This is a genomic window from Salipiger thiooxidans (genome assembly GCF_900102075.1).
Classification (GTDB): Bacteria; Pseudomonadota; Alphaproteobacteria; order Rhodobacterales; family Rhodobacteraceae; genus Salipiger; species Salipiger thiooxidans.
The window spans coordinates 1-12,106 of record NZ_FNAV01000044.1; the positions used below are offsets into that span (position 1 = coordinate 1).

Genomic DNA, 12,106 nt, shown 5'->3' on the forward strand with positions numbered 1-12,106 from the left:
GCGTTCGGTGCCGCCAGCGAGGTCCAGCCGAAGTTCACCTCCCACTCGGATCCGGCCAGCCAGTGGACGGCAGCTCGCAAGGGGCCGGCATTCTTCAGCTATTCCGACAACAACCTGATCGACATGGACCATGGCGTGATTGTGGACGTAGAGGCGACGAGATCCATCCGGCAAGCAGAGGTCGGTTCGACCAGGACCATGCTGGACCGGGTCAAGGCCAGGTTCGACCTCCATCCCGAGCGCCTGATCGCGGATACCGCCTGCGGCACCGGGCCGATGCTGGGCTGGCAGGTAGAGCGCAAGACTGCCCCGCATATTCCAGTCTTCGACAAGTCCGAACGAACCGATGGCACCTGGAGCCGGGCGGACTTCGGGTGGGATGCCGAGAACGACCAATACATCTGCCCAGAAGGCCAAGCTCTGAAGCAGTTCCGACGGAACTATTCCGACCCGAACCGGGAGCCGACCGGACAGGGCAGAGCGAAATACCGTGCCCTGAGACTGACCTGCCAGGCCTGCCCATCAAAGGCGCGCTGCTGCCCGAACATGGACTTCCGATCCATCACCCGCGAGGAACATGAAGATGCCCGGCAGGTCGCCCGCGACATCGCCAAGACCGACCAATACGTGATCTCGATGAAGCTGCGAAAGAAGGTCGAGATGCTCTTTGCCCACCTCAAGCGCATACTCGGCCTCAACCGGCTCCGATTACGCGGCCCATGCGGCGCAAACGACGAATTTCTCCTCGCCACAACCGCTCAGAACCTCCGGAAACTGGCCAAGGTCCTTCCTGCATCGCAGCAACCGCGAAAAGCCTGACAGGAAAGCCGCTCGCACCACGTTCAGCCGTCGATCCTCTGCGCCAGCGAACGGGTGTCTTTCCACGGAATCGGCGGAGAGCGGTGTTTCGCGGCCACCGCAAACCAAAAATGTGCAATCGTCAGAAAGCGCATGCTCCAGACTTAGCTGAAGCAATTTCCGAGGTTCAGCCGTGGCGACAGTGTGGCCATCGACGCCGAATTGAGCGACACAGCAATTTGCGTGAAAGATCGCCCCAATTCTTAGGCGCGCCACTCGCTCAATGGCCATTCCCCACCGAAGGTGGCGGTCTTGTGGGGAAACCCATTGAACAACCGGTTAAAGAGACCATCGGCTACGCCACATTTTGCACGTCGCTAGTCGGGAAGTGCGATCGCTTTCACCTCGAGGAAGTCGCGCATGCCTTCGGCCCCGCCCTCGCGCCCGTTTCCGGAGGACTTGTAACCGCCAAAAGGAGAGCCTGCCGCCAGGTACGCCCCGTTGACGTTGACGGTGCCCGATTGCAGCGCCTTGGCGACGCGCAGGGCGCGCGCGGGATCACCGCTTTGCACATAGGCACCAAGACCGTAGGGCGTATCGTTCGCCAGCCGGATGCCGTCCTCTTCGTCGTCGAAGGGGATCATTACCAGCACCGGGCCAAAGATCTCTTCCTGCGCGATCCGCATGTCGTTGGAGACGTCTGCAAATACGGTGGGCTTGGCGTAATAGCCGGTCTCAAACCCCTCTGGTTTGCCCAGCCCGCCGCAGACCAGCCGAGCGTTTTCGTCGAGGCCGACCTGAATCATCTTCTGTACCCGGTCGTATTGCATCTGGCTGACCAACGGCCCCAGCTGATCGCCGGGCTGAGACGGATCGCCGATTTTGACGCGCGCGCACTTCGCCGCAGCCAATTCGACCGCGCGATCATAGACCGGGCGCTCTACGAGCATCCGCGTGGCGGCATCGCAGCTTTGGCCCGAGTTGATGAAACAGGCGTCGATGCCTTCGTCGATGGCGCGCTCAAGTTCGCAATCGGCAAAGACGAGGTTGGGCGATTTGCCACCAAGCTCGAGCGTCACGCGTTTCACCGTGTCGGCACTTTCCTTGAGAATTGAGGTCCCCGCCCGCGTCGATCCCGTGAAAGACATCATGGCGATGTCGGGGTGGCGCGACATCGCCGAGCCAACGGTGGGGCCCGCACCGTGAATGAGGTTGAAGACCCCGGCCGGGACGCCGGCCTCATCCATGATCTCGGCCAGCAGGTTGGCCGAAAGCGGTGTCAGTTCTGAAGGTTTCAGCACCATGGTGCAGCCTGCGGCAAGACATGGAGCGATCTTGAGCATCATCTGGTTGACCGGCCAGTTCCACGGCGTGATCAACCCGCAGACACCCACGGGCTCCATCACGATCAGATCCCCGTTGGGCAGGGTATGTTCAAAGGCGAATGCCTCGAGATCTGCGACCATGGCGGTCAGTATGTCGACACCCACCTGCGCCTGCTGTTCGCGCGCGAAAGAGATCGGAGCCCCCATTTCGATGCTGATGGCCTGCGCCATTTCGTCGATGCGGCGGGAAAAGACGTCGAGGATGCGCTCCAGAAGCGCGCGCCGCTCGGGCTTGGTGGTGGTCGCAAAGGCAGGTCGGGCTGCCTTGGCGGCGGCAACGGCGGTATCGACATCAGAGGCGTCGCCCATTGCCAGCACCGCGACGGCTTCTTCGGTCGCAGGGTTGATCATGTCGAGGGTATCGCGCCCGGACGGGGCCACCCACCGGCCATTGATGTAGAATTGCGAAAGATCGGTGGTGGACATGTGTTCATCCCTTGAGGCGGCGTGATTTGGCGGTGTTGGTGTCCCCGAGGATCGGGGGTGTGAGTGTCGGCCTTGTCTACGCAGATGCGTTCCGAGGCAGGGCGAGCGCGGAGATCGTCCTGGTCATGTCCATGATCACCTTGTTGAGATCGTCGTAGGTCGATCTTTCCGACAAGGTGAATTCGAAAAAGAGCATGTTGGCGTTGTTGAAGATCGTGGCGCCGAACGCCTCGCAATCCAGATCGGACGACAGGCGGCCTTGGGCTTGCAGCGCCACCGTCAGGTCGATGATCTGCTGGCGCAGCACCCGGTCCGACTGACGCAACCTGCGCGCCTCGGCCGTGGCGGGTGCCGCAAAGGCAAAGGCAAAGCCCTGCCGCCAGAGGTCGCGCTGAAGAACCATATGCTGCGCGTTGAAATGCATTCCGACCAAGGTGCAGAAATTATCCTCCACCGAGGCTTCCGCGCTGGGTTCGAACTTTGCGCCAAGCTCTGCCAGGCGCTCGTTCTCGATGGACGTGAGCGTCAGCAGGATTTCGTTTTTACCACCGAAATAGTTGTAGAGCGTCCCGACGGAGACATCGGCCATCTCCGCGATGCGCTCCGCCTTAACCGCATCAAATCCGTGCTCAAGAAACAGGCGCGTGGCCGCGTCCAGGAGGCGCTGCATGCGTTCGGATTTGTGTTTTTCGCGTAAACTCATGTTCGCACCTTGACTCAATTTGTATCTGACTACAAGTTTGAACCCAACAACTAAATTGAAGTTCACTATAATTTTCCTGACGCGACCGAACTTCGAGAAGAAGTTTCGGCCCCGGCCAGAGCTTGAGGAGGATAAATCATGTCAGGCGTTGTACAAGCAGCGGACGAGACTTGGAAAACCGACGACCACTTCCTGCATCCCTGGCAGGACGTCACCGCGATGGACCGCGATGAATGGACCCATCTCGAAGCCAGCGGCGGGATCTATGTGCGCGATTCCAAGGGCAATCAGCTGATCGATGGCCCCGGTGGCATGTGGTGCGTCAACGTCGGCCACGGCCGCGAGGAAATCGTCGAGGCGGTCGCCGGGCAAATGCGCAAGCTCAGCTATTTCTCGCCCTGGTCGATGGCCTCCACGGCGTCCTCCGAGCTTGCCCAACGTCTGACGGCAATGACGCCGGGCGATCTCAACACGGTCTTCTTCACCACCGGCGGGTCGACCGCGGTGGATTCCGCGCTGCGGTTTGTCTTCTTCTACAACAACTGCCTCGGGCGACCGGAAAAGAAGCACATCATCTCGCGTGTGAACGCCTATCATGGCAGCACCTACCTGACGGCAAGCTGTTCGGGAAAGATGCGCGAGAAGGCGCAGATGGACATGATCGAAGACACGATCCATTTCCTGCCATGCCCCAAGCCCAAGGACCGCGCCGCCGACATGTCGGTCGAGGCGTTCTGCGACGAGAAGGTCGCCGATCTGGAAAACAAGATTCTGGAACTGGGCGCAGACAAGGTCGCGGCCTTCATCGCCGAACCGGTGCTTGCCTCGGGTGGCGTGATCATCCCACCTGAAGGCTATTACAAGCGCTGCCATGAGATCTGCAAAAAGCACGACGTTCTTTTCATCGCGGACGAGGTGGTGACAGCCTTCGGCCGCCTTGGGTATTACTTTGCATCCGAAGACGTCTTCGGCGTGACGCCGGACCTGTTGACCACCGCAAAAGGGCTGACCTCAGGGTATCTGCCGCTTGGAGCGCTGTTCATCTCGGACAGGCTGATCGAAGAGATCAAGTCCGTCAGCAATGAGCCGCGCAGCTTCTTCAGCGGTTTCACCTATTCCGGGCATCCGGTCTCGGTCGCGGCGGCGCAGGCCAATCTTGATATTTTTGAAAACGACAAGCTGCTCGAACATGTGCGCGAGATCAGCCCCTATTTCGCCAACGCGCTGAAATCCCTGAGCGATCTGCCCGTGGTCACCGACGTGCGGGTGCAGGGCATGATGGCGGCTGTCGAATGCGAGCTTGACGCGGGCACGCCCGATGAGAACCGCGACACGGGCTTTACGGCAAAGGTGGATGCGATCTGCCAGGAACTCGGCCTGCTGGTCCGGCCGACCTACAACGCCTGCGTGATGTCGCCGCCCTTGACCATCACCAAGGCCGAAATCGACGACTTGGTGGCAAAGCTGCGTGAAGGCATCACGCGGGCCATGCAGATCGAGGACTGATGTCGTTGCGACGACCGAACGGGGCGGCGGACCAACGGTTCGCCCCCCGGACATAATCGAACAGGGGACAGGAATGCAGGACGCGATCACAATCAACGGGCTGACCAAGTCCTATCCGGGAACACCACCGGTGCGGGCTTTGAAAGGTTCGGATTTGAGCATCCGGGACAATGAATTCTTCACTCTTCTGGGGCCGTCGGGATGCGGCAAGACAACTTTGCTGCGCCTGATCGCCGGGTTTGAAGTGCCGACCGATGGCACGCTGAAGCTCTTTGGTGAAAACATTTCAAAGCTGCCGCCTGAGAAGCGCCCAGTGAACACGGTGTTTCAGCACTATTCCCTGTTTCCGCACATGAATGTGCTTGAGAACGTCGCCTACGGGCTGCTTCGTCAGGGCAAACCTGATGCCCGGCGCACGGCGCAGGAAATGCTCGACCTCGTCCATCTTGGAGAATTCGCAAAGCGCCGCCCCTCGCAGCTTTCGGGCGGGCAGCAGCAGCGCGTGGCCCTGGCCCGTGCCTTGGCCCCGCATCCTCGTGTTCTGCTTCTCGACGAACCGCTTTCGGCGCTCGACCTGAAACTGCGTCAGTCCATGCGGGCAGAGCTGAAGCGTCTGCAGCGCGAGACGGGGATCACATTTGTCTTCGTGACGCATGATCAGGAAGAAGCTCTGTCCATGAGCGACCGGATCGCGGTCATGTCGCGGGGCGAAATCCAGCAGGTGGCCCGACCTGCCGAAATCTACGAATACCCGGCCACGCGATTTGTGGCGGAGTTCATCGGCGATGCGAATTTCTTCGAGGCCACGCCGCGTATGAACGGCGACAGCGCCGCCACCTACCATGTTTCCGACAGCATCCGTTTTGCCGGTCCCGCCCTGCCTGCCAATGCAAAGGGCGGCAAGGTGACGGTGATGTTCCGGCTCGAAAAGGCGCGCATCGCGCCCGGACGCGCAGACGGGAGCCTTGGCGGCACGATCAGCGACATCGAGTATCTTGGCAGCCAGACCGAATACCGGGTCACGCTTGACGACGGCATGAGCGTGGCGGTGCGCAGCGAAAACCATCAAGACGGCACCGCGATCGCGGAGGTCGGGTCCCAGGCAACGGTCGAAGTCGATCCCGAAGCTATTCGGGTCCTGGTGGCATGAGCGGTATTATGGAACGATTGCGGCACTATACCGGAGTGCTTCCCGCGACGTTCATGATCGTCGTGTTCATGCTGGCGCCACTGACGATCATCTTTGTCTATTCCTTCCTGACACCCGGCGATTATGGCGGGGTGAAATTCGAGTTTTCGACCGAAGCCTATACGCAGCTTCTGTTTCAAAAGAACCTCTTTGACGAGGTAGAGTTCGACACCTCCTACCTCACGATCGCCTTCCGCTCGATCTGGGTTGCAACGGTGGCGGTGGTGGGGTCGCTGGCCCTGGGCTTTCCGGCCGCCTATTACATCGCGCAGCAGCCCGAGAGCCGGCGCAACACCCTGCTCTTGCTCATCACCATTCCATTCTGGACCAATCTTTTGATCCGCACCTATTGCTGGATCCTGGTCCTGCGCGACACCGGGTTGATCAACAACCTGCTGATCGGGCTAGGCGTGACGGACGAGCCGATCAAGATGCTCTATACCGAGGGCGCGATCGCGCTGGGACTGGTCTACACCTATGTTCCGTTCATGGTGCTGCCGATCTACGCAGCGCTCGAACGGCTCGACAAGCGACTGATCGAAGCCTCCCGCGATCTATATGCCAACCGCTGGACCACTCTGCGACACGTGACGCTGCCGCTGGCGTCTCCGGGGATCGTGGCGGGCTCGATCCTGGTGTTCATCCCGGCGCTGGGTGCGTTCATTGCGCCGGACCTGCTGGGGGGCGGCAAGAAACTCATGCTGGGCAGTCTCGTTCAGCTGCAATTCTCTGCCGCGCGCGACTGGCCGTTCGGATCGGCCCTGACCATGGTGATCATGTCCGCGGTACTGATCTGCCTGCTTCTCTTCGCGGTGAACCAGCGTCGCAACGAAGGAGGGTTCCAACATTGATACGCTCTTCCGATAGGGACATCCGCTGGCTTCCGGGGTTTAACTGGATCACTCTTTGCTTTTTCCTCTTCCTCTACCTGCCGCTGATCATCTTGGTGGTCTTTTCCTTCAATGCCACGCGCTCGGCCACCGTCTGGGACGGATTCAGCCTTCAGTGGTACGTCAAAGCGTTTTCAAATGACGATATCCAGAACGCGGCAAAGAACAGCCTGATCATCGCCGCGGTCTCGACGCTCTTTTCAACGGTTTTTGCCACGATGGCGGCCATCGCCCTGGGGCGAAACCGCGAGATCAAGCACAAGACCGCTTTCGGGGGATTGTTGCTGTTGCCGCTGATGATCCCTGAAATCGTGACCGCTGTTGCCACGCTGACCTTCTTTACGGCGATCAACCTGTCCTGGGGGATCGGCAACATCATCATCGCCCACACGGTGTTCTGTATTCCGTTCGCCTACCTGCCGATCCAGGCGCGCCTTCGGGGGGTGGATGCAAGCCTCGAGACGGCGGCGCGCGACCTGTATTCGGATCGCAGGACGACGCTGCTGCTGATCACCCTGCCGTTGCTGGCCCCGGGCATCTTCTCCGGTGCCATGCTGGCATTCATCATCTCGCTCGACGATTTCATCATCACGATGATGGTCGCCGAAGCAGGGTCGACCACGTTGCCGATCTACATCTACGGCCTTGTGCGCACCGGCGTCACGCCCGAAGTCAACGCCGTCTCGACCGTATTGCTGGGGATCTCCGTCATCGCGGTTCTGGTCTCGCAGTGGTTCGCAAAGAAACAATAAAAACCAATCAACAGGAGAAAACATGTCCTTTAATCGCAAGACACTTTTTGGCCTCGCCAGCGCGGGTCTGGGCCTGACCGCAACCATCGCCTCTGCCGACGGCGAACTGCAGCTTTACAACTGGACCGACTATACCTCGCCGGAGCTTATCGAGAAATTCGAGGAGGAAACCGGCATCTCGGTCACCCTCGACACCTACGATTCCGGTGAGACGCTGCTCGCAAAGCTCCAGTCCGGCGCGGCTGGCTATGACATCGCGATCCCGACCCACAACTTTGTTCCGATCCTTATCTCCGAAGGCCTGATCCAGCCGATCAACGCGTCCGAGCTCGACGGCTACGACCGGATCGTGCCCAACCTGGCCAGCCCCTGGTGGGACGAAGGCAACGTCTATTCGATCCCGTGGCACTGGGGCACGACCTCGTTCACCGTCGACACCGCCGTCTATTCCGGCAACGTCGACGACTACGACGTGATCTTCAATCCGCCCGAAGAACTGGCGGGGCAGGTCGCAATGTTCAAGTCCCCCGACGAGGTCATCACCATGGCGCAGGTCGCTCTGGGTCTGCCGTTCTGCAGTGAGGACCCGAACGAAATGCAGCAGGTGCTCGACCTGTTGATGGGGCAGAAGCCGGATGTGAAGACCTACAATTCCGACGGGATCCTGGAACGCCTGGTGTCCGGCGACGTCTCCGTGCACCAAAACTGGAACGGCTATTCGCTGCTGGCGCGCAAGGAAAAGCCGTCCCTGCAATATGCCTTCCCCGAAGAAGGCGTGGTCGCCTGGGCGGATAGCCTGGTGGTTCCCAAGGGGGCGCCGAACTACGACAATGCGATCACCTTCATCGAGTTCATGCTGGAGCCGGAGAACATCGCCATCCAGTCGAACTCCTCGGGCTACGCCAACGGTATCACCGGCAGCGAAGCCTTCATGGACGAGGGCCTCAAGGACGCTGCCGAGCTGTCGCCGCCAGAAGGCACGCCGCTCAAGTTCATCGAAAGCTGTTCGCCCAAGGCCGTTGAGCTTCAGAACCGGGTCTGGACCGCGCTGCTGAAGTAAGACCGTTTCAACGGGCACCGTGCCGCATGGTCGGCGCGGTGCCATTTGCAAGGACTGATCATGAAGACCGTATTCTCCGAAAAGCACAAACTGCGCGACGCGAAGGGCGAACTCTATCAGGGAGAATTCGTCGCGCCGTTCGAATGTCCGCGCCGGGCCGAGATCATCATCGGCGCGGTGCGCAACCGCGGTCTTGGCGAGGTGCTGGAGCCCGCGGACTATGGCCTGGATCCAGTTATGGCAGTGCATGACGCGGGCTTTGTCGATTTCCTGAGAACCTTCATGGATGACTGGGAGGCCGCAGGGTTCAAGGGCGAAGCGCTCGCCCCCTGCTGGCCCAGCAGGTCGATGACCGCGTCACAGATCCCGCTCCACGTCGAAGGTCGGCTTGGGTATTACGCGCTCAGCACCGATACGGTGATGTCGCGTGGCACATGGGAGGCGGCGATGTCCAGCAAGGATGTCGCGCTGACCGCGACGGATCTCGTGCTGGATGGCAAGGAAAACGTGGCCTTCGGCCTGTGTCGTCCCCCGGGCCATCACGCGGCGACCGACCAGTTCGGCGGCTATTGCTTTTTCAACAATGCCGCGATTTCGGCCCAGCATGCGCTGGACAAGGGCTGCGCGAAAGTCGCCATCTTGGACGTCGATTTCCACCACGGGAACGGCACGCAGGAGATCTTTTACGATCGCGACGATGTCCTGTTCCTGTCGCTGCACGGCGACCCGATGCACACCTTCCCGCATTTCTTGGGCCATGCCGGCGAAACAGGCAAAGGCGCTGGAGAAGGTTTCAACTGGAATTACCCATTGCCGCCGGGTGCCAGCTACCAGATGTGGCTGGCGAAACTGCAAGACGCGCTGGCGCGAATTCAAGCCTATGACCCAGACATGGTGATCGTTTCGCTCGGTGTTGATACATTCGAACACGACCCGATCAGTTTCTTCAAACTGACGCATGACGATTTCGTCGACTACGGCCGAAGGATCGCGACACTTGGAAAACCCACCGTCTACGTGATGGAGGGCGGATATGCAGTCGAGGAAATCGGCATCAACACCACCAATGTGCTCTTTGGGCACGAGAGTTGATCACGAGGTGAGGAACAGAGCTCAAGATATGCCCTAGGTGTTGTCCTTAGGGTCAGGATGCATTGATTTCGCGCGAACAGCATGATTCACGGCTTTGAAAACGGAGCGGTGACATGAGCAATCTCTTCTGGCTGACCGACGCGCAGATGGCAGGCCTGGCCCCTTTCTTCCCCAAGCCTCATGGTAAGCCTCGGGTCGATGACATGCGGGTTTTGAGCGGGATTATCTTCATCAATCGCAATGGCTTGCGTTGGCGAGATGCGCCGAAGGAGTATGGTCCGCATAAGACGCTTTACAGCCGGTGGAAGCGGTGGAGCGAGAAAGGCATCTTCGCGCGGATGATGGTAGGTCTGGCCGCTGAGCAGGGCGAAGAGAAGACCGTGATGATCCCCTTTCGGGACATCACTTCGTGATGCCCTGCCGGGCAGTGGACACGACATATCTCGAGGCCCGTCGAACGGCGACCAGCATGGTCGCCAAAAAGGGGGGCGCGGTCGTCTGATCGGTCGAACCAAAGGGTTTGAGGGATTAAGAAACGGTCCGGGGGACCGTTCCGCCCGAAAACGGAACACGAAGCTGCACGCCATCTGCGACAGTCAGGGGCGACCGATCGACCTGTTCGTGACCGCCGGACAGGTCAGCGATTACATCGGCGCGCGCGCATTGCTCAGCGGCCTACCAAACGTCAAATGGCTGCTCGGGAATCGTGGCTATGACGCTGACTGGTTCAGAGAAGCGTTGCAGGACAAGGCGATGCGCGCCTGTATCCCAGGCCGAAAGAAACGCAAGAAGCCGGTCAAATACCCCTCCCGGGACATTGCTTCGCAATGACCTGCCGGGCAAGGGACAAACGCCGACACAAGCGCCGCAATCGCCCCTCTCGGGACATCACGTGCCGTGATGCCCTGCCGGGCAGCGATGCGAGATCATGTTCGGAAGACTCAAGGACTGGAGGCGTGTGGCTACCCGATATGACCGGTGCCCAAAGGTCTTCCTTTCGGCCATCGCCCTCGCCGCCCTCGTCATCCATTGGTTATGAATCCTGACCCTAAGCTCAAGGCCACGGGCAAGCACGATCTTCTGGAGCTTCTGGATGATCGTATCGGTGAACGCGCGACTATCGTTTGCGGCCAGCTGCCAGTCGAAAACTGGCATGCCTTCATTGACAACCCGACGATAGCGGATGCGATCCTTGATCGACTGACCAGCGCCGCGCATCGCATTGAACTATCAGGCCCATCCTTGCGAAGAAAGGCAATCTGACTCCTTTGTCGGTTAGTGTCAGTGCGGGTGAAGAGGGCTGTCGTTTTTGATTGCCCGCACATGATGACACACCCTGATCGCGCATGTCGGTTTGGGTGACGACCAGCAGGTCGGTCCCCAGCCCACCTGCGTCGATACGAACTCGCCGCCGAAGGACCAGAGCGCGGTGCTCGCCGTCCCCAACCGTTAGGAAGGACGCGGAGATCAGGCGGAGCACCGGGCCCGTCATGGGGGGGCAATCCCCCGCGCCGCTGCCGCCCCGGGCGGCGGGAAGCGAGATCGCGGTCACGACGGCCAGCACCAGACTGCGCTGCCTGGATTGTGCTGCAAGGCCGTCCACGACATCACCTCAGAACGTTGCTCAACGAAGCGATCAGGAGCTTTCGGGCGAAGGCGGTCCCTGCTTCACCGTCCTTGAGGCACAGGCAGATGGCGAATGCCTTTCCCGGAAGCGGGCTTCGGCACGCTCGTGGCGAAATTGCGCCCCACAGACAGGCAAGCTTTCCTGACCACTTGCACTCTACGAAAAGACATCCATATACCATCCACGCAGATGGAGAAATGATGATGGCCGAGGTAAGACAGCTCAGGGGCAAGCAGCCCGACAACGAGAAGATCACCATCAATCTAGGTTTTGTCGATCTGGGTCGCATCGATCTGCTGGTGCAGGAGGGGTTCTACTCGAACCGCAGCGACTTCATCCGCACGGCGATCCGCAAGCAACTGGATACGCATGGAGAGGCGGTCGACCGCTCCATCGAGCGCCACACCATGGAGCTCGGCCTTCGGGATTTCGGTCGGACGGAGCTTGAGCAGCTTCGTGCGGCGGGCGAGGTCCTGCATATCAAGGTCGTGGGCCTCGCCCGCATCGGCTCAGACGTCACGCCCGACCTCGCCCGGGCGACCATCGGCTCGATCACCGTTCTCGGCAGCCTCCAGGCGTCCGCGGACATCAAGAAGGCCCTCGCCGACCGCATCCTGTAGCGTCGGCTCTCACAAGGACGGAACAGATGATCAAGCTCAACGCCGGCGCATGGCGCAC

Annotated in this window: 11 protein-coding genes and 1 pseudogene; 10 read left to right on the forward strand and 2 right to left on the reverse strand. The window is 60.2% G+C overall.

Annotated features, from left to right (window positions below):
• The coding region (locus BLQ77_RS27350) for a transposase (protein WP_165617234.1) at window positions 1–819 on the forward strand (819 nt) is incomplete at its 5' end.
• Between the two features lie 356 nt (window positions 820–1,175).
• Here BLQ77_RS27350 and BLQ77_RS27355 read toward each other — a convergent pair.
• Both BLQ77_RS27355 and BLQ77_RS27360 read right to left on the reverse strand, forming a co-directional pair.
• Window positions 1,176–2,609, reverse strand: coding sequence for an aldehyde dehydrogenase family protein (locus tag BLQ77_RS27355; RefSeq protein WP_089964225.1), 1,434 nt, complete (start codon window positions 2,607–2,609; stop codon window positions 1,176–1,178).
• A 76-nt stretch (window positions 2,610–2,685) separates the two neighbouring features.
• A complete protein-coding gene (locus BLQ77_RS27360; protein WP_008883098.1) occupies window positions 2,686–3,312 on the reverse strand; it encodes a TetR/AcrR family transcriptional regulator in 627 nt (208 codons plus the stop codon).
• Window positions 3,313–3,450: 138 nt separating this feature from the next.
• Here BLQ77_RS27360 and BLQ77_RS27365 point away from each other — a divergent pair, with 138 nt between their 5' ends.
• From BLQ77_RS27365 to BLQ77_RS27410, 9 genes and pseudogenes are all read left to right on the forward strand, one after another.
• Window positions 3,451–4,818 (forward strand): aminotransferase, encoded by a 1,368-nt coding sequence (locus BLQ77_RS27365; RefSeq protein WP_089964226.1) that lies wholly within the window; start codon window positions 3,451–3,453, stop codon window positions 4,816–4,818.
• A 73-nt stretch (window positions 4,819–4,891) separates the two neighbouring features.
• Window positions 4,892–5,968, forward strand: a complete 1,077-nt coding sequence (locus tag BLQ77_RS27370) for an ABC transporter ATP-binding protein (RefSeq protein WP_089964227.1) — start codon at window positions 4,892–4,894, stop codon at window positions 5,966–5,968.
• Between the two features lie 8 nt (window positions 5,969–5,976).
• On the forward strand, window positions 5,977–6,858 hold the full coding sequence (locus BLQ77_RS27375) for an ABC transporter permease (protein ID WP_089964228.1): 882 nt from the start codon (window positions 5,977–5,979) through the stop codon (window positions 6,856–6,858).
• Window positions 6,855–7,649 (forward strand): ABC transporter permease, encoded by a 795-nt coding sequence (locus tag BLQ77_RS27380; RefSeq protein WP_089964229.1) that lies wholly within the window; start codon window positions 6,855–6,857, stop codon window positions 7,647–7,649. The genes BLQ77_RS27375 and BLQ77_RS27380 overlap by 4 nt, the downstream gene beginning before the upstream one ends.
• Before the next feature lie 22 nt (window positions 7,650–7,671).
• Window positions 7,672–8,709, forward strand: coding sequence for an ABC transporter substrate-binding protein (locus BLQ77_RS27385; RefSeq protein WP_089964230.1), 1,038 nt, complete (start codon window positions 7,672–7,674; stop codon window positions 8,707–8,709).
• Window positions 8,710–8,769: 60 nt separating this feature from the next.
• A complete protein-coding gene (locus BLQ77_RS27390; protein ID WP_089964231.1) occupies window positions 8,770–9,801 on the forward strand; it encodes a histone deacetylase family protein in 1,032 nt (343 codons plus the stop codon).
• A gap of 113 nt (window positions 9,802–9,914) precedes the next feature.
• A pseudogene (locus tag BLQ77_RS27395) lies at window positions 9,915–10,840 on the forward strand (IS5 family transposase).
• Window positions 10,837–11,064, forward strand: coding sequence for an ATP-binding protein (locus BLQ77_RS27400; protein ID WP_089964232.1), 228 nt, complete (start codon window positions 10,837–10,839; stop codon window positions 11,062–11,064). The pseudogene BLQ77_RS27395 and the gene BLQ77_RS27400 overlap by 4 nt, the downstream one beginning before the upstream one ends.
• 567 nt (window positions 11,065–11,631) lie before the next feature.
• Window positions 11,632–12,048, forward strand: a complete 417-nt coding sequence (locus tag BLQ77_RS27410; protein ID WP_089964233.1) for a ribbon-helix-helix domain-containing protein — start codon at window positions 11,632–11,634, stop codon at window positions 12,046–12,048.
• Window positions 12,049–12,106: the final 58 nt, after the last annotated feature.